Source organism: Algoriphagus sediminis (assembly GCF_030403435.1).
Taxonomy (GTDB): domain Bacteria; phylum Bacteroidota; class Bacteroidia; order Cytophagales; family Cyclobacteriaceae; genus Algoriphagus; species Algoriphagus sediminis.
Genome location: NZ_JAUEPH010000008.1, coordinates 147,331 through 166,748, shown reverse-complemented (window position 1 = coordinate 166,748; position 19,418 = coordinate 147,331). Strand labels below are relative to the sequence as shown.

At 41.2% G+C, this 19,418-nt stretch carries 12 protein-coding genes; 3 read left to right on the top strand and 9 right to left on the bottom strand.

Translation table 11 applies throughout. The features are described from left to right. Window positions 1–7: 7 nt before the first annotated feature. Both QVH07_RS16780 and clpX read left to right on the top strand, forming a co-directional pair. Window positions 8–676: a ClpP family protease gene (locus QVH07_RS16780; protein ID WP_290002751.1), complete on the top strand. Its 669-nt coding sequence runs from the start codon at window positions 8–10 to the stop codon at window positions 674–676. Between the two features lie 4 nt (window positions 677–680). Beyond that, window positions 681–1,907, top strand: a complete 1,227-nt coding sequence (gene clpX / locus QVH07_RS16775) for an ATP-dependent Clp protease ATP-binding subunit ClpX (protein ID WP_290002746.1) — start codon at window positions 681–683, stop codon at window positions 1,905–1,907. 25 nt (window positions 1,908–1,932) lie between these two features. Here the strand turns inward: clpX and lpxB are convergent, their stop codons facing one another. The 9 genes from lpxB to QVH07_RS16730 form a co-directional block, all read right to left on the bottom strand. Further along, the gene (gene lpxB / locus QVH07_RS16770; RefSeq protein WP_290002744.1) at window positions 1,933–3,048 is read right to left on the bottom strand and encodes a lipid-A-disaccharide synthase; all 1,116 of its coding nucleotides are present in this window, start codon (window positions 3,046–3,048) and stop codon (window positions 1,933–1,935) included. Window positions 3,049–3,109: 61 nt separating this feature from the next. Next, window positions 3,110–3,532, bottom strand: coding sequence for a 6-pyruvoyl trahydropterin synthase family protein (locus QVH07_RS16765; protein ID WP_290002743.1), 423 nt, complete (start codon window positions 3,530–3,532; stop codon window positions 3,110–3,112). Between the two features lie 111 nt (window positions 3,533–3,643). After that, a complete protein-coding gene (locus QVH07_RS16760) occupies window positions 3,644–4,342 on the bottom strand; it encodes a hypothetical protein (RefSeq protein WP_290002741.1) in 699 nt (232 codons plus the stop codon). 1 nt (window position 4,343) lies between these two features. Beyond that, a complete protein-coding gene (locus QVH07_RS16755; RefSeq protein ID WP_290002739.1) occupies window positions 4,344–7,784 on the bottom strand; it encodes a S8 family serine peptidase in 3,441 nt (1,146 codons plus the stop codon). 164 nt (window positions 7,785–7,948) lie between these two features. Further along, the gene (locus tag QVH07_RS16750; protein WP_290002737.1) at window positions 7,949–8,779 is read right to left on the bottom strand and encodes a hypothetical protein; all 831 of its coding nucleotides are present in this window, start codon (window positions 8,777–8,779) and stop codon (window positions 7,949–7,951) included. A gap of 16 nt (window positions 8,780–8,795) precedes the next feature. Next, window positions 8,796–10,226, bottom strand: a complete 1,431-nt coding sequence (locus tag QVH07_RS16745; protein ID WP_290002735.1) for a RagB/SusD family nutrient uptake outer membrane protein — start codon at window positions 10,224–10,226, stop codon at window positions 8,796–8,798. Between the two features lie 12 nt (window positions 10,227–10,238). Then, complete coding sequence (locus tag QVH07_RS16740) at window positions 10,239–13,223, bottom strand: SusC/RagA family TonB-linked outer membrane protein (RefSeq protein ID WP_290002734.1); 2,985 nt, start codon at window positions 13,221–13,223, stop codon at window positions 10,239–10,241. Window positions 13,224–13,682: 459 nt separating this feature from the next. Continuing rightward, window positions 13,683–15,605, bottom strand: a complete 1,923-nt coding sequence (locus QVH07_RS16735; RefSeq protein WP_290002731.1) for an OmpA family protein — start codon at window positions 15,603–15,605, stop codon at window positions 13,683–13,685. 5 nt (window positions 15,606–15,610) lie between these two features. Beyond that, window positions 15,611–16,237, bottom strand: coding sequence for a 7-carboxy-7-deazaguanine synthase QueE (locus QVH07_RS16730; RefSeq protein ID WP_290002728.1), 627 nt, complete (start codon window positions 16,235–16,237; stop codon window positions 15,611–15,613). 363 nt (window positions 16,238–16,600) lie between these two features. On the opposite strand from QVH07_RS16730, the gene leuS reads away from it, so the two are divergent. After that, the gene (gene leuS, locus QVH07_RS16725) at window positions 16,601–19,375 is read left to right on the top strand and encodes a leucine--tRNA ligase (RefSeq protein ID WP_290002724.1); all 2,775 of its coding nucleotides are present in this window, start codon (window positions 16,601–16,603) and stop codon (window positions 19,373–19,375) included. Window positions 19,376–19,418 lie beyond the last annotated feature (43 nt).

Below are 19,418 nucleotides of genomic sequence, written 5' to 3'. Positions count from 1 at the left end.
TTAAATCATGATAAATAAAGAAGAATTTAGAAAATATGCCATTCACAATCAGGGGGTGAGTGGGACTGCATTCGATCAGTATACCCAGCATATTGAAAATATGACCCGATCGGTCATTGAGGAAAGACCTCAGAATTTCAGAGAGATCGATGTATTCTCCAGGCTAATCATGGATAGAATCATTTTCCTTGGTACTGGAGTGGACGATCATATTGCAAATATCATAGTAGCTCAGCTCTTATTTTTGGAATCTGTGGATTCCAAAAAAGATGTATTGCTTTATATCAATAGCCCCGGGGGTTCTGTAACCGCTGGCTTGGGTATCTATGATACAATGCAGTATATAGGCCCAGACGTGGCTACAATCTGTACTGGAATTGCCGCTTCCATGGGAGCAGTCCTATTGGCAGGCGGAGCCAAGGACAAGCGTAGTGCACTCCAACATTCCCGTGTAATGATCCACCAGCCATCAGGCGGAATGCAAGGTAAAAGTACTGATATGGAAATTTCTCTTAAATTGATCATGTCAATGAGAGAAGAACTGTATCAAATTTTAGCGGATCATACAGGAAAAACTTTCGAACAAATAGAAAAGGACTCTGATAGAGATTACTGGCTCAAAGCCCCTGAGGCAAAAGAGTATGGTCTTATCGACGAAGTTCTGATCAGAAAATAACAGCATGGCATCTGAAATAACATGTTCCTTCTGTGGCAGGAAGAAAAGTGAAGTGGATTTAATGGTTTCCGGTATTTCTGCCCACATCTGTAATCACTGCATCGAGCAGGCCCATACCATTCTAGGTGAGGATGAGAAGACTAAAAAAGGAACCAAAAAACCTAAGTTTCGTCTTAAAAAACCCAAAGAAATCACTGAGTATCTGGGCCAGTATGTGATTGGACAGGATGAGGCTAAAAAAGTTCTCTCTGTGGCCGTATATAATCACTACAAAAGATTACTGCAAGCTGAAGGAAATGATGATGTTAAGATTGAAAAATCTAATATCATTATGGTGGGAGATACAGGTACAGGAAAAACTTACTTGGCTAAGACTCTTGCCAAAACCCTTGAGGTCCCATTCTGCATTGCTGATGCTACGGTACTCACTGAAGCTGGCTATGTGGGGGAAGATGTAGAAAGTATACTAACCCGACTTCTCCAAGCAGCAGACTATGATGTGGAGGCCGCTGAAAGGGGGATTGTATACATTGATGAGTTGGATAAAATCGCCCGTAAATCCGATAATCCATCTATCACTCGCGATGTAAGTGGTGAAGGCGTTCAGCAGGCTATGCTCAAGCTTCTAGAAGGAACCGTGGTCAATGTTCCTCCACAAGGTGGAAGGAAGCATCCAGATCAAAAAATGATTGCGGTGAATACTGAAAACATCCTTTTCATCTGCGGAGGTGCTTTTGATGGAATTGCCCGACATATTGGAAAGCGCTTGAATACCCAACCGATGGGATTCAATAATTCAGGAGGTGCAGCCATGGCAGATCGTGAAAACCTTCTTCAATACGTGACCGCCCAAGATTTGAAAGCCTTTGGTTTGATTCCTGAGTTAATTGGAAGATTACCGGTTTTGACCTATTTGGATCCATTAAGTAAGGACACCTTGAAGCAAATCCTTACCGAACCAAAAAATGCCTTGGTGAAGCAATACACGAAATTATTGGCAATGGAAAATGTGGAACTGGCATTCAAACCCAGTGGCATTGATTTCATCGTGGAAAAGGCTGTGGAGTTTAATCTTGGAGCAAGAGGCCTACGATCAATTTGTGAAGCTATTATCACAGATGCCATGTATGAGCTTCCCTCTAACGAATCCATCAAGAAACTGGTAATCGATGAGAAATACGCCAGAGAAAAATTTGATAAATCGAAGTTTAAGAGACTACAGGTAGCTTAATTTAATCCCTGGCAAATGCCGGGGATTATTTTTTTAAACTCTCAATAACTCTTTCGGCCACGGTTTCTGAAGCACTTTTAGAACCTAACTCATCCATCACCTGATCATATCCCTGTAGCATAAGTCCCTTGTACACCTGATTGGTAAGAATTTGATTAAGTTCTGCCTTCAAATTAGCTACTGAAAAGTCATCCTGAATCAATTCCTTCACGACCTCCTTATCAGCAATGAGATTTACAAGTGAGATATAATCTACCTTGATTAACCTTTTTCCGATAGCATAAGAAACTGGACTGGTGTGATAAACTACAACCTGCGGAACACGAAAAATCGCCGTTTCAAGAGTTGCCGTGCCAGAGGTCACTACAGCAGCAATCGCATGATGAAGCAAATCATAGGTTTGATCAAACACCACTTTCAGTCCTGCCTCTTTTGCATCATCATAAATGCTTGAATTCAAGGAGCTGACCCCAGCAATCACAAATTGAATATTTTGGAATTGCCTGGAAACCTCAATCATTTTATTGAGCATTTTATTTACCTCCTGTTTTCTGCTTCCTGGAAGCAAAGCGACAATAGGATCGAAATTCAGATCATTCTTCTGAAAGAAAAACTCATGAGGCGTAAAGGTTTTTATTTCGTCCAGCAAAGGATTACCCACATACTCTACCTCCATGTCGAACCGCTTAAAAAATTCACTTTCAAAGGGTAGGATAGAATAAATCCGATTTGTGGTAGCTTTTAATTTAAGAGCTCTTTTCTGATTCCATGCCCAAACTTTAGGAGGAATGTAATAGTGAACAGGAATTCCGAGATCCGTAGCAAATCGGGCAATTTTCATATTAAAACCGCCATAATCTACCAAGACTATCAAATCAGGTCTGTAGGTTTGGATATCCTCTTTAACCTTTGATAGATATCCGAGTACTTTTCGGAATCCAAAAAGTACTTCCAAAAACCCCATCACAGCTACTTCTGAGTAGTCAACATATAGATCTACTCCAGCTGAAGCGGAAAGCTCTCCACCCATTCCCCTGAATTCGGTATCTGGGGCTTTTTTCTTAATAGATTTTACCAGATTAGAGGCATGAAGGTCACCTGATCGCTCACCGCAAATAATATAGATTTTTGTTTTCTCCAAAAGAAGGCTTTCTGTAAAGATGATATTTTTTAGCTAAAAAAATCCAAAAAGATATCCTCTCCTACTCTTCGCCAAAATACTCAACAAAGTTCCTTTCAGTCTCAAAAAGTTGAAGCTTATATAGGTGACCATCAGGAACGATTTTGTCTACTTTAGGCTTTAAAATCTTCCAAAATTCCATCACAAGAATTTCACAGCTAGCCATTTTGCCCTTCATGAAATCTACATCTAAATTGAGGTTTTTGTGGTCCACCTTTTCGATAATCTCCCTTTTGATGAGATTGCTCAAGGCTTTCAAATCCACCACAAACCCAGTCTCAGCATCAGGCCTTCCCTTGACCGTCACAATCAATTCAAAGTTGTGACCATGCCAATTGACATTGGCGCAAGGTCCAAAAACCTCAAAATTCTTCTCATCCGACCATGCTGGGTTCCAAAGCTTATGTGCAGCATTGAAATGCTCTTTTCTACAAACGTATACCATCACCTTCTCAAATTCTCGGCAAATTTAGGGAAAAGTACCAAAACAGTGGAATCCCTAAAAACAAAAAAAGGCTCCTGAAAATCAGGAGCCTGTTTCAATGATTTTCATCAATTAAGCTTCATTCAGCTTCTGAAAGAAAATGACCAAATGATCCTCTCGTGAAAGATTAAGGTTGTTTTCCTTCACTATTTTTTTTGCAGTGGATTGATCCTTTTCCGCTAAAGCTTTGATAATACTTTTTGTTCTGCCCCTGACGGACTCAGGTTCATTTGAGGAACTGAGCACATAGAATTTCTCTTCAAATACGAACATCTTTCCTGGGGTAGGTGCATAACTATTTTTCGGAGGAGTTACCAATTCTGTGTCAAAAGTTCTCACCATAGAGTATTTATCTCCTTCGGCGATGACGTTAACAAAATCATCTGGCTCTACACCACTGATTTCATCAAAACCTTTCTTGAATAGTAGTTTTGTCAAGAGCCCTCCCTCACTATTTGCTATGATAATCGATGGACGCTCCAGAAGCATATATTCGACGTAATCCTTATCGAGGAAAATTTTGTTTCCTGCCTCATTGATTACCTCAAACTCGTTTTCATAAATATTAAACTTGTAGGCTACGTTTTCTTTCAACCCTCCATTTGTGGTGGAAACGTCAGCTCTAGCCCAATCATCAAATAGATAAGGCGAACCCTCTACCCCATCATAACCGGATAGTCTGGCTGGCGCTCCATTTAGAGGTATGTTTGATATCTGAGCAAATGACGCCTGCGCAAATAACAAACTGAAAATGAATATTAACTTTCTCATTTTACTGCTTAATTACTTTTTTGTGTAAGGTTAAATTGTTGGTATTAATTCTTAGTACATACAGTCCATTCTGACCAGGAAGGTTCATTTTGACATTCATTTCTTGAGAAACTTTAGATTTTTCCTCTAAAACAAGAACTCTTCCCGAAAGATCTACAAGCTGGAATGTAATCGGACCTGTATAGTTATTTGTGATATTGATATTCAGTATATCGTCAGATGGAATTGGACCTACAAATACCCCAAATCTCGCTAATTCTGGCTCGTCTTCTTCTATGGCCGAAACCACGATTGGATCAGAAACCCGGTTACATGCTCCATCAAAAATAGCTACTTGGTAAGAACCATCTCCTGGAGCTTCATAAGATCTTGAGGTAGCACCAGGGATCAGCTGACCATTCGCATACCACTGATATCCCTCTCCTGGCTGCTGTGAGGTCAATACTAGCCCATTTGCAACAATGTTTGGCTTATTGATATCACTGCTAGTAATTTGAATATCCTGCTCAAACATGGTAAAACCATCTGGGTTTGAAACTTTTAAAGAAACCGTATAAGTACCTACTTCATCGAAAACAAAGATGGGCTCTGCCAAGCTTGAGGTTCCTAAACCTCCAAAATCCCATTCATATTCATCAATTGCACCTTCACTCAGGTTTTCAAAGGTAACGGCAGCACCCACACAAGCATATTGGAATGCAAAGTTAGAGAACAGAACATCATCACAGTCCTCAGTGAGCCAGCCTTCCGCATTTGAAAGTGTAACATCAATACCCAAGTTGACTATCGCATCACCAATTAAATTCACATTAGTGATATCAATGTCCTCGAAGCAATACTTTCTATAAACGTTATGAATAATCGCACCAGCCTGCGTCGAATTAATCAAAACCCTATCGTCCGTAGCCACTGAAACAGAAATGAAACCCGTAACGGTCATTTCTCCTTCGGCTCCAAGGTTTAAGTTAGCTCCTTCTAAAAGGGTGAGATTATCTACGTCGATTTCGGGAACTCCTAACCTCACTTCTGATTCCTGGATTGATAAACTATTGATACCATCAGAATTTAAGCCTAGAGTTCCGGATGAGGCGATCAATAAATCAAAGTCAGTAGAGGCCTGATTATTCACCAATCCACTCTCACCAATAAATTCTATCGTAATATTATCATCCATACTTGCTCCGGAAGCCACATTTACGTTTCCACTGAATTCAATATGATTCACTTGTCCAGTAAGGTTTCCACCACTTCCAATAGAAAGATCTCCCATTCTAATCCGATCTACTATATCTATATCCAGTGTTGCAATCTCAATAATCACATTATCCAATTCCCCAGCTGAGATAATTTTCCAAATACCAGACTGGAATCGAAGGTCTACATCTGTAAATGAAGCATTACCTAATTCTACCAGGCTTTCTATAGAACCATCCCCACTGAAAAGGATATTTCCATTTTCGATTTCGGTTACTGCATTACTCACACGGAAACCGTTAGATACCAGTATATTATTTCCATTCAGGTCAAACCTCACCTGCTCATTTCCGAAGAAATTCACACTGAAGGCTTCTGCGTCATCAGCAAAATTCACATCCATAGTTCCTGAATCCGCACCTTCAAAAACAACACGCGTTCCATTTCCGGGAACTTTGTTTGCGGAAGAACCTCCAAGTGAGTTGGACCAGTTTTGAGGATCGTTCCAATCATCCCCATCCTCTCCAATCCAGTAAAGAGTCTCATCCGAGCCATTAACTACCCCAGCAGTAAACACGAGTCCGAATTGCTGAACATCAAACCTGAGTTCATTTTTATGAGATATAACCAATCGGTATTTCTGTGGACTTGGATTATTGATTTCAATTTTCTCCACATTATCCCGGAAATTGTCTTCAGTATTTATCCCCCTGGCCGAAGCTTGTAGTGATGGGTCCAGGGTCCAAGGGAAAAATTCAGTCCCGTCTTCTCCAATAATTCTCATGTCGAGATCATTGACCAACATTAAATCAGTGGGATCAAGGCCTGTACCCGCTGGAGAGCCTTCGGGATCAGTCCAGGCAATAGTGGCCTTTATTGGATTAACTCCATCAGAAACGAATTCAAATTCGTAGGTCTCACCATCCCCCAGAATTTCTTCACGAACAAACTGTGACACACCGTCTTGATTGATAAGGATTTTGGCCCCGGCTTCCACATCCAGCAGGCCCCATCCATACATGTAATCAGGTCCTGGAGCCGGTCCAGCCTCTTTTGTGGTATGAATAGCAAGAGCTTTCAAAGTAGATGAGAGCATAAATCTTCCGGTGTTTCTTTGGCTGTAAAGTTGCTGCAAAAGGAAAAGAGATCCGGTTACATTTGGTGCTGCCATAGAAGTACCGCTTTGGCTGGCATATGAATCCGAGCCATTACTTGCAATAGAAGCACTGAATACATTCACTCCCATAGCCACCATGTCTGGCTTTACCCTTCCATCATCCGTTGGACCCCAGGAAGAAAAGGAGCTCATAACTACAGATTGAGGGCTTTGGTAATCCAAAACACTTTCCACTGCTCCAACGGTAATCCCGTTCTTAGAAACGGCTCTTGGTCCTAAAATATCTGAAGGTCCATCTGGTGGTCGTGTACCATCTCCAGATTCACCTCGATCATTGCCTGCGGCAAAAACAGGCAAGTAGTATGGTCTTGAGAAAGCTACCTGATCGACAGCCGCTGACTGTGAAGAATAAAAACCAAACCTCCAGTCTTCTTCCTCACTTATTGAGGGATTACCCAACCAGTTTCCTGATTCCCAACCAACACCCACAGAGTACGAGTGATTTGATAACAGCATTCCATTGGGCTTACTATCTGGCTCGTAGGCGTTAGCCACCATTTTGGAAACATCAGCATCCCAGTTAAACGACCAGCCTGTAGCATCATAAGCCATACCTCTGGCGGCGGCATTAATACCCGCCCCTAAAACTGTTCCTGAGACGTGAGTCGAATGAGTACTTAGAGTTTCTGTAGAACCATCTACTTGGGTAAGTCTGCCTTCGTATTCTACATGATCTACTTTAGGCCTAGTCTGGTCAAAAATACCTACCGTTAGCCCAGCGCCTGTAAGGTCAAGTCCAAGATCACCTCCTGGTTGTAAAGAAGCTGCCCCTGTAGTAATAGCCGCATCCACGTTGTCCGTAAAATTAATAACCGGCCAACCTGTTTCATCTAAAAACTGAATTCGAGAAAAAATTCCATTTTCATCAATATATCCTCCCTGGGTATTTAAAAAGTCAAATTTGCTCTCGTCAATGGTATTCGGAGAGTAAGTAAATTTAATAAGGGAAGACCTTAAATTTCTTTCTGTTTGCTCTCTAGCATCCTCGAGCATTTTCATCTTCACCTCCTCAGATTGGCCAAAGGCCGTAAAAGAAGATAAGAGCAAAATCAGGGTGTAAATTTTTCTCATAAACAAATTCAATTATACATCAGAAACGTCACTCTCAACACAGATGTTTTTGAGAATATTATTTTTGGGTTTATAAACTGCTAAAATAATTCACCACTCAATTACTTGGAAGCGGAAATAAAAAAAGGAGGGCGAACGCCCTCCTTTTTTTGAAATATTAAGAATTAGTTCTTAACAAGGGTGGTAACAGCATCGATGTTATTACCCTCATCTCTCCAATAGAATGTAAGAGTTCCAGTTGCTTCATCCCATGAACCCTCTGTTGGAGTCGCTTCTCCAGTTGGTGGAACGATATTGAAATTAGTCTGACGTGGAGCAACATATGAAATTACGTTACAATTGTCAGCAATAATCAATTCCTGAGTAGTTGAGAAACCAAATCTTGGGTAAAGACCCGTAGACATGTCAGAAACAACATACTGACCTGCAGTCTCCAAAGGAGTTACAGTAACTGTAGCTACATCTGTTCCAAATCTACTTACAGTGGTACCAGACCAAGTATCTGCAGCCGTTGAAATCTCAGAAGGACAAACCACTCTGATTCTAAGGGTAACAGAACCATAATTAGAAGATACTTCAGCACCTGTGGCACTAGTGATATTCAATACCAAGTCAGGAGTCTCAGATGGATCAATATTTCCAGTCAGAATTGTAACTGGAAAGTTTGCAACCCAATCACCACCATTAATGGTGGTAGAAGTAGCAGAAAGATTATAGTGTACACCTTCTACTGCAGTAGATGATGGATCTACTTCTACATTTACAGTGATCGCACCGTTTCCATCAGTAGAAACCCTATTTACTTCTAGTTCAAAGACATCAGTCTGATCTTCAGATGCTCTTACACCTGTAAACTGAGTACCATTTGGTAATCTACCATCGGCCCATTCTACCAAGTTTCCTTCGAAGAATACCTCCGTTCCCGGATCATCAAAACATGCAGTGGCAGTCACAGCAAGGACTGCTAATGCGATTAAGCTATATAACTTTTTCATTTTAGTCATCTGTTTTTTAGTTGTAACCAGGATTATCGACTAGCAACTCATTCAGAATCAATTCACCTTGTGGTAGAGGTGCAAGAATTCGATAATCAGTGTAAGGAACAGTTTCAAAGTTGTTATGCTTTGTAATATCCATTCCATTTCTCTTCAGATCAAACCATCTATGTCCTTCTACCGCAAATTCAACTCTTCTTTCATTCATGATTAGATCAAATAGAGCTGACCCAGACCCTACTGCAGGTCCCAAACCTCTCTTAGATCTCAATGCGGTCAAATCTGCACGAGCTCCAGCTTCGTCACCAGTCTTATATCTGGCTTCTGCTCTAATCAAATACAATTCAGGGGCACGGATAATTGGAAGGTTTTCCAAGAAATCACCTTTAGCACCTAACCACTTGTTTGATCGGTAAACTACACCATCAGCTCCAGATCTTGTAGTCTCTGTCCATGTATCTCTTCTAACATCACCTTCTTCATAGGCATCAAGAAGCTCATCAGAAGCAGTAGCAATAAACTGAGCAGAAGCAAAAGCATCTGCCATTAAAGTACACATGGAGTTGTTCACACCATCAACTGTAGACCAGTCGACAGATCTGATTTCAATCTCAAATAATGATTCTGGATTTGGGAAAGTAGAAAATCCACTTACATAAGAACCAGCGTCAACTAGGCCAGTTCCATCATCTCCAAGACCGAAAGTAGCCATAGCTTGAGTAGCCATTGAAGCAGCTTCTGCGTTTTTACCGCCATAAAGGAAAACTCTTGCAAGTAGTGCCTCAGCAGCTCCTTTAGATGCTCTATAGACGCCAGCAGAACCAGCGTCTGCTGTAGGCAACATGCTAATCGCCATTTGAAGATCAGATTCAATCTGTGCATAAAGCTCCGTATTCGTAGCTCTTTCCCTAAAATCAGCATCAGAGAAGCCAAGAGTTGGTGTGGTTCTCAAAGGAACAGTAAGGTTCCAACCATTTACTTCCTGACCAGGCTCATACCCATAAATTCTTGCGAAATCAAAATACATGAGTGCTCTAAGAAAATGAGCTTCTCCTTTCAGACGAGTCTTCAGGTTTTCATCACCTTCTACCTCATCAATACCGGCAAGAAGAATATTGGTTTCATTTATCGCTCCCCATTGTGCGCCATTCCAGATACCCATGTGGGCCCTGTCAGCATTCACTTCCTGACCGATATATCTACCGGTGTTGGCAATAATTCTCAAATTATCTGCCATGATTTCCGGTGCCATCATCATCTGCTGACCATACAAGTTGAATTCTCTCGGCTGGCCATAAGCCGCAAATATTAGTGCTTCGTATCCAGATGCATCGGCAAAACCGCTTTCCGGTGTCAAACTTTGTCTTGGATCAGTATCCAAGAGACCATCGCAAGCTGTAAAAGACATTACAGCTCCTAAAGCCAAAACTTTTATATAATTTTTCATTCTTATTTCTAATTAGAAGTTAAGAGTTAGACCAGCAGAGAACTGTCTCGCATTTGGATAACGTCCAAATGTAGAGTTACCAATCAAGCCTACAACTTCTGGGTCAATACCGTTGAAGTTTGTGAAGGTCAACAGGTTAAGACCCTGAACAAACAGGTTTGCACTCTGCATTCCGATCTTATTGGCAGCTGCACTACCCAAGGTATAATTCAATGTTACCTGCTTCAATCTCACATAGCCTCCATCGCTCAATCGACGAGTAGAGAAGATACTGACGTTACTGGTTCCAGCTTCCTGACCACCCTCAAATGGCTTACCCACTGTGGTAATATCACCAGGCTGTCTCCAATAATCCAACTGGCTAACTTCAAGGTTACCAGTTCCAGCCCCCCAGTTTTGAAGGTTCTGGATATCAGAATTGGAAGCTATGTTTCCGAACTGATACTGGAAGAATACTTCCAATGACACAGGTCCGTAAGTAAAGCTATTAGAAAGACCACCATAGCTAGTTGGAAGACCGCTACCTCTATAGTCTAAGGTATTCTGTCCAGTGATATATGTATAGTTACCTGTTCCAGTTCCGTCATCATACATCGCCAATCCATTCGCTGGATTTACACCTAGATATTCATGGGTATACCAGAATTGGATAGGACGACCTACGATCAAATCGTTTCCAATTCTATCAAGACCATCATATAGCTCCAGAAGTTCATTCTCCAAGAAAGTAATGTTGAATGCTGTATTCCATTGGAATTTACCAGCAACCACATTCACAGTCTGAAGATCAATATCTATACCTTGATTTCTTACCAAACCGGTATTTCGGGTAATACTACCAAAGCCTGAGTCAATTGGAAGAGGGGTGGAGAACAAAAGAGCTTTAGAATCTCTTCTCCAGAAATCAACAGTACCAATGATTCGACCATTAAATAAAGTCCAGTCTACACCAAGGTTGATAGTTTCTGATTCCTCCCAAGTAAGCAAGTCATTACCAAGCTGAGATAGCGTCAATCCGCCACCACCTAAATACTGACCGGCAGATCCTACCAAAGTCCTGGATGCGAAGTTTGCAATATTTGAGTTACCTGTTACACCGTAAGAAGCACGAACTCTCAAGTTATCCAACCAGGTCACATCCTGAAGGAATGCCTCAGAAGAAAGTCTCCATGCCGCAGAAGCTGCGTAGAATGTACCCCATCTATTTTCTTCACCAAATCTAGAGTGACCATCTCTTCTGAGTGTAAAGTCAGCAGTATATCGATCATCATAATCATACTTTACCTGACCAAAGATACCAGCTCTTTTAAATTCAGTATAGGAACTACCTACAGAGAAAGGAACTGCGGCATTATTTAAGTAAATCAATTGTGGGTTAGGGAAACCTCTACCAGTAGCAGTGTTTACGTCTGAATTCTCCGCCTTGTACTCAAAACCAGCAACACCTGAGATAGTGTGTACCTCATTAAACTTCTTACTATAGCTGAAGTTATGGTTGGTGTTAAAGTTGTTAGTTCTTCTGTCAGTGAAAACAGATCCACCTCCATATGAACTAAATACTGGAATAGAAGATGGTCTGTTATTGATATCGGCATTATCTGCGAAATCAATACCAAAGTAGGAAGTCCAGCTCAACCAAGGAGTGATTTGATAGTTCAACTGTAAGTTAGAAACTGTCTGTACAGTCTTACCAGATCTTAATTCTTCAAATACACCCTGTACAATGTTGTAGCCAAATAGGTGATTTGATGGATATGGCGCAAACGAACCATCTTCATTATAGATTGGAACGTTTGGTCTTGCAGAGAAACCTGCTACGAATGGTGAGTTTACGAAGTTACCATTCGCAATAGAACCATTTGTATTCTGGAATGCCAAAGATAAATTGGCTGCCACAGTTAGATTCTTGCTAGGTCTGTGAGTTACGTTCAATCTTGCTGTAGCTCTTTCATAATCAGACATTACGATTTGACCTTCCTGCTTAGTGTAAGATCCAGACAAGTAGAAGGATGTTTTGTCATCCCCACCTGATACAGATAAGTCATAAACACTTAGACGGCCGTCTCTATACAAAGCGTCAACCCAGTCATAAGATTCTAAGCTTGGGTTTTCTGGATCTCCATATGTAGCAGCAGCACCTGCTGGATCAAGACCAGCATTGATGTAAGCTTGTCTCTTAATACCTGCAAGCTGGCTAGCGTCCATTACATCGTAAAGATTAAGTGGCTGTACAATACCCTCCTGAGCAGTCAATGTTACACGAGTACGTCCTTTAGTACCCTTCTTGGTTGTGATCAAAACCACACCATTTGCTGCCTGAGCACCGTAGATTGCTGCAGCAGCTGCATCTTTAAGAACCTCAATAGATTCGATGTCATTTGGGTTAATAGAACCCAAGGCGTTTTGAGTACCCTGACCTGAAAGACCACCGCTTCCAACTTGAACACCATCAATGATGTAAAGTGGATCGTTTCCTGCGTTGATAGAACCTACACCACGAATACGAACGTTAAGGGTACCACCTGGCTGTCCAGAAGTAGAAGTTACCTGAACACCAGCGATTCGTCCTTGCATCGCTCGGTCGAAAGATTGAACAGGAAGGTTTTCGAAAACCTCTCCTTTCACAGAAGCAATGGCTCCTGTAATTTCTCTTTTTGACTGATCACCATAAGATGTGATCACGAATTCTGATAGTGACTGAACATCTGGCTCCAAAGTCACATCAATTGTGGTTCGGTTACCGATTGTCACTTCCTGAGTGGTCAAGCCTACAAAGCTAAAGACCAACACATCGCTTCCGGCAGGAACGCTGATAGAGTACTGACCATCCAAGTCGGTGGCTGTACCCACAGTGGTTCCTTTTACCAGAACAGTTGCACCTGGTACTCCAAGATTATCTTCCGAAGAGATAACCGTACCAGTAATCACTCTATTCTGCGCGAAGGCTACTGCAGTCGCGAGGAAAAGGGTGAGTCCTAGAAGTAAAATTTTCCTCATATTGGTTAAAATTATGGTTTAATTAGGCCCAATGATATCCTGAATTATGGAATATCACAATACCATAACTGGCAAATGGACAAATCGTCTTTTTAGCGGCAGAAAGGGATTTTTTACAAAATATGTTAAATCAAAATTAAATTTTGGAAATTAAAAAAATACATTAATCAGATCCGGAAATCTGGGTGTTATCCCAAGGTTAACAAAAGTTAATTTTTTTTTATTTTTTTCATTCTTTTCATTTTTTTTGATTTTCGTCATGAATTCAGTAGGATTTAACAGATTTTTATACTTTTTCAATCTATTATTTCTTCACATCAAAATGTTCAATTATTTATTCCGAAAACTGAACTAAAATCAATTATTTATTCGGATTCTAAATTATTGAAACTAAACAAGTTAAGTAATTAACATGTAGTTATAACGAGTTAGAGCAAAATTGCCTTATTCATGAAGCTCTTAAAGAATTTCAATTGTAATCCTCCGATTGAGTGCCTGGTTTTCCTTTGAATCATTTGGCACCATAGGCTCGGAATCACCTTTTCCAACTACCATTACCCTACCAGGATGCATGCCGTTTTCTATAAGGTAGGATTGGACACTTTTTGCGCGGTTCAGACTTAGGGTTTTATTGTAGGCCTTCTGTCCTACATTATCGGTATGTCCCTGGATTTCTATGTTGACATTTGGATTTTCATCCAGAAACTTCTTCAGTCGCTTGAGCGAAGAAATGGACTCTTCTTTCAGCTCATATTTATCGAAGTCGAAAAATATATTTTCAAATACGAATTCTTCGCCTGGGGCTACAGGGGTTAGGTTCACTTCGAGGTCTTCGACGTTTTGGAGCTTATCCCTTTCTACATTATAAATCTTTGGCAAAAACCCTGGCTTTTCCACGTACAATCCAGAGAAGGCTTTATCTGGGTAGAGCATGGTGAATTCCCCAGTCTTTCCATCTGCACGAAACTGATATAGAGTACTGTCATTGGTCAATGAAACCAAAGAAAGTGTCGCATCAATAGGCTCTCCTGTTTTGGAATTATAAACCTTCCCGGCAGTTACTGTGAGGTTTTCACCTAAATATATTTCCTCCGGAAACCTGAACCTATACAGTAAGGATCTATCATTTTCACCACCATCCTCAGTCAATTCAGTAAAATAGGCATAGTCCTTTTGAGCAGTAATAAAAAGCGCTACTTGGTCCAAGTGATCGTTTATGGGTAAACCCAGGTTCTCCGGTTCCTGGAAATCACCCTCCTTCACTCTGGACAGAAATATATCCATCCCACCAAATCCTTGATGACCATCTGAAGCAAAAAAGAGAATTTCATTATTGAAAAACATGAAGGGTGAAATCTCATCTTTTGCGGTGTTCACCACCCCACCTAAGTTTTTGGCTTCAGCCCACGAGCCGTCATTCATCCTTACACTATACCAGATGTCATTTCCTCCAAATCCACCTCTCCTATTTGAAGAGAAAAACAGAATTCGACCATCCGCCGAAAGGGAAGGCTGAGAATCCCAGGATCGAGAGTTCACTTGTTTACCCATATTTCTGGGTCGCTCCCATTTGCCATTTACTTTATATGCCACGTATAAGTCACAGCTTCCTTCACTATCTGGAGCATCACAGGAGGTATAAATTAGAATATTCCCATCTGCTGTCACTGAGCAAGTGCCCTCATTGTATTGGGAATTGATTGTAGAGGCAATACTTACTGGTTGGGTCCAAGAATTTTCCCCATCGGAATATGACACATAAATATCTTCCTTGTCAAAGTTTCCAGTACCATCCCTCTTGGTGAATAGGATTTGCTTTCCATCCGCAGTAAGGACGGGAAAGTATTGAAGTTTGAACTGGTTCAGAGGGTCAGGAAGTCTCCCTTTTTCAATGGACATAGACTCACCCAATTGGGTGGACAAAAAATCCATCTGACTCTTCATATCTCTATAGTAAATGGAGTTCTTAAAGCTTTCCTCAAAAAGTGGATCTACATTTGTAAATCGCTCATAGGCTTGTTCGAATTCCCCTTTTTTCAAATGAATATTTGCAAATAGCCATCCGTATTCTGCAATATTTTTGGTCTTGGCATTTTTCCCCACGAGCCTTTTTTCTCCAGCTAGAGCTGTTTGCTCAGCTTTTTCCAAGTCGCCCATCGTAATATAAAGTTGAGATGCTTTTACATATGCTTCCAGGAAAGATGCCTCCCGATTGATCGCAGCCTCAAAACTTTCTATCGCATCATAATATCTTCTGGACAGGGTGAGCTCCTCCCCTTTCTCATACAACTTTATGGCTTTAGAATCTATGATGGAATAGCTTTGCCCCTGGGCAAAGCCAAGAGTAAAAAAGAACAGTATTCCAAAGATTAAAGGGCGCATGGACTCTAAGGGATGTCCATAAATTTATGAGTTTGGAGCGATATTTTCCATAAAGGGCGATCTTTTACATATTTTATGATCTCCGGAGTAAACTGATTTGCCTTGCTCCACTCTGGCTGAAGCCTCAATTCACACTTTTCACTGACTTTTTCTGCATGCTTTTCAGCAAAGGCAAAATCACTTTTGTGAAATACTACCACTTTTAATTCATCCGCTACTTGATAAATGGATTCATCTGGCGCCTTAAATTTCTTAGGGGAGAAACATACCCAATCAAAATCCCCTGAAAAGGGATGAGCACCGGAGGTTTCTATGTTGGTGGTGAACCCTTTTTGTTTCAACATCCGAGTCAGGGGCCCCATATCATACATTAATGGCTCGCCTCCCGTAATGACTACAAGTTTTGCCGGATGTTTTTCTGCTTCGGCTACAATTTCTTCAATGGACAAAACCGGCCATTTCCCGGCCTCCCAACTTTCTTTCACATCGCACCACACACAGCCCACATCACAGCCTCCTAATCGAATAAAGTAAGCCGGATGACCTGTAAATCTCCCTTCGCCTTGAATCGTGTAAAAGGCCTCCATCACAGGAAGTGAGAGGCCTGCAGCAATTTTTTCTTCTGTAGTCATTTGAATTTTTGGTAAAGCGGGTGATTCCACCGCTGTAAATCAGCACAAAAGTACACCTTCATTGGGGAAAAGAAAAGGAGAGCCAAAAAGGCCTCCTTAAATTATGACTCTTTAAAGGGGTTGGAAAACTTCGATTTATTAAAACAAAATTCTTCCGGTTGAAGCCTAAACCGCTCCTTACTTATACTTTTTTCATAAAATTTACTTGGCAGCTTATTTGGAAAATCGGGAAAAACTCAGATCAGAACTAAAAAAAATTAAAACCTTGCTAAGAACATTTGGGGAGGCTGTTTCAAACTTTAACTTCCAAAGCGTAATGATTTTTCTATTTTTGCAGGCGTTTAGCTAAAATCAAAGCACTCCATGGCAGATTACAATTTCAGGGAAATAGAAAATAAATGGCAGAAATACTGGGAAGACAACCAATCCTATTTGGCCAAAGTAAATCCTGAACAACCAAAGTTCTATACTCTTGATATGTTTCCCTATCCTTCAGGTGCAGGCCTTCATGTGGGCCATCCACTTGGTTACATTGCAAGTGATATAGTGGCCAGATTTAAGAGGTTGAAGGGTTTCAATGTCCTTCACCCAATGGGGTATGATAGCTTTGGTTTACCTGCGGAGCAGTATGCCATCCAGACCGGACAGCATCCAGCCATTACCACAGAGAAGAATATTGCCAGATATACCGAACAGCTAAAAAATATTGGCTTCGCATTCGACTGGTCCAAGGAAATCCGAACCTCTGATCCATCTTATTATAAATGGACCCAATGGATCTTCATGCAGCTCTTCAATAGCTACTATGATAAGGATGCTGATAAGGCGCTTTCGATTGAATCACTAATAGCGAAATTTGAAAAGAGCGGAAATCAAGGAGTGAATGCTGAATGTGATGAGGATACTCCATTTTTCTCTTCATCCGACTGGGCTGAATTTTCAGAAAAAAGAAAGCAGGAAATCCTATTAATGTACCGCCTTACCTTCCTTGCGGAGACCACTGTTAATTGGTGTCCCGCTTTGGGAACTGTCCTATCAAATGATGAAGTGAAGGACGGATTCTCCGAACGTGGAGGGCATCCGGTAGAAAGAAAAAAAATGATGCAGTGGTCGATGCGAATCACTGCTTATGCAGAACGACTGCTCCAGGGACTTGAAAAGGTGGACTGGTCAGAGCCTATTAAAGAAATGCAGCGGAATTGGATTGGTAAATCCATAGGGGCTGAAGTGATTTTTCAGGTAAAGAATTCTGAAGAAACGATTAAGGTTTTTACCACTCGCGTCGACACCATTTATGGAGTGACCTATCTAGCTCTGGCGCCAGAATCTGAACTTGCTGCCGAGTTGATCACAGAAGATCAAAGAGAAGAAGCAGAAGCTTATATCGAGGTAGCCAAAAATCGATCAGAACGAGACCGTATGACTGATGTCAAGACCATCTCGGGTGCATTCACGGGTTCTTACGCCATTAACCCTTTCAATGGTGAAGAAATCCAAATTTGGATCGCTGATTATGTACTTGCAGGATATGGAACAGGAGCAGTGATGGCAGTACCCGCCCACGATGAAAGAGATTACAACTTTGCTAAGCACTTTAACCTGGAAATCAGACAAGTGATCGAAGGGTCTATGGAAAATGGTTCATTCCCTGGAAAGGGTGGTACTATCATCAATTCAGGTTTCATATCAAATATGGAAATGAAGGATGCTATGGTAAAAGCAATTGAGTTTCTTGAGGAAAAAGGAATTGGAAAAGGTAAAATCCAATATAGAATGCGGGATGCCATATTTACCCGACAAAGATATTGGGGCGAACCGCTTCCAGTTTACTTTAAAGATGGCCTGCCATATTTAATTGATGAAAAGGATCTTCCCCTGGTACTTCCTGAGGTAGATAAATATTTACCTACTGAGGATGGAGAACCACCTCTGGGAAGAGCCAAGAACTGGACTTACTCCACTGAAGGTGAAGAGTACCCTCTTGAACTATCCACCATGCCCGGTTGGGCTGGATCAAGCTGGTATTTTTTCCGATACATGGATGCTCAAAATGATTCATCTTTCGCAGATAAAGACAAAACAGATTACTGGGGAGCGGTAGACCTTTATATCGGCGGTTCTGAACATGCTACCGGACACCTTTTGTATTCAAGGTTTTGGACGAAGTTTCTTTATGATATCGGCGCGGTTTCTATTGATGAGCCATTCAAAAAGATGATCAACCAAGGTATGATCCAGGGTAGATCGAATTTTGTGTATCGAATTAAAGGTGAAAATAAGTTTGTAAGCTTTGGTCTGAAAGACCAATATGATACTGCAGCCATGCATGTAGATGTGAATATGGTTTACAACGATCAGCTCGATCTGGCTAAATTCAAAACCTGGCGACCTGACCTGGCGGATGCAGAGTTTATCCTTGAAGACGGCAAATATATTTGTGGAGCTGAGGTCGAAAAAATGTCAAAATCCAAGTACAACGTGGTGAATCCAGATGACATTATCGAAAAGTACGGTGCAGACACACTTCGATGCTATGAGATGTTTTTGGGACCTCTGGAGCAGTTTAAGCCTTGGAATACCAACGGAATCGATGGAGTGTTCAAATTCCTAAGAAAACTGTGGAATTTGTATCATGACGGTGCTGGTAATTTCCAGGTGACTGATAGCAAGGCCAATGAAAAAGAGCTGAAGTCCCTTCACAAAACCATTAAGAAAATGGAGGAAGACATGGCTAGTCATAGCTTCAATACTTCCGTATCCAGCTTCATGATTTGCGTGAATGAATTAACCGCATTGAAATGCAATAAGCGAGAAATACTGGAACCGCTTGCCATATTGGTTTCCCCATATGCTCCACACATAGCAGAAGAACTATGGCAGCTTCTGGGTCATACCACTTCGATTACCGAGGCAGACTTCCCAGAATTCAATAAAGATTATCTGGTTGAAAGTAGCTTCGAATATCCTGTGATGATTAATGGCAAAATGAGAACCAAAATTCAGCTCTCTTTAGGCCTCACTAAGGATGAAATTCAGGAGGAGGCACTATCCAATGAGGTAGTCCAAAAATGGCTGGAAGGAAAAGACCCGAAAAAGGTAATTGTAGTACCGGGAAAGATTGTGAATCTGGTTATTTGAAACCCATTTAAGTAGAAAAAGGGAAATGCCTAATTTCCCTTTT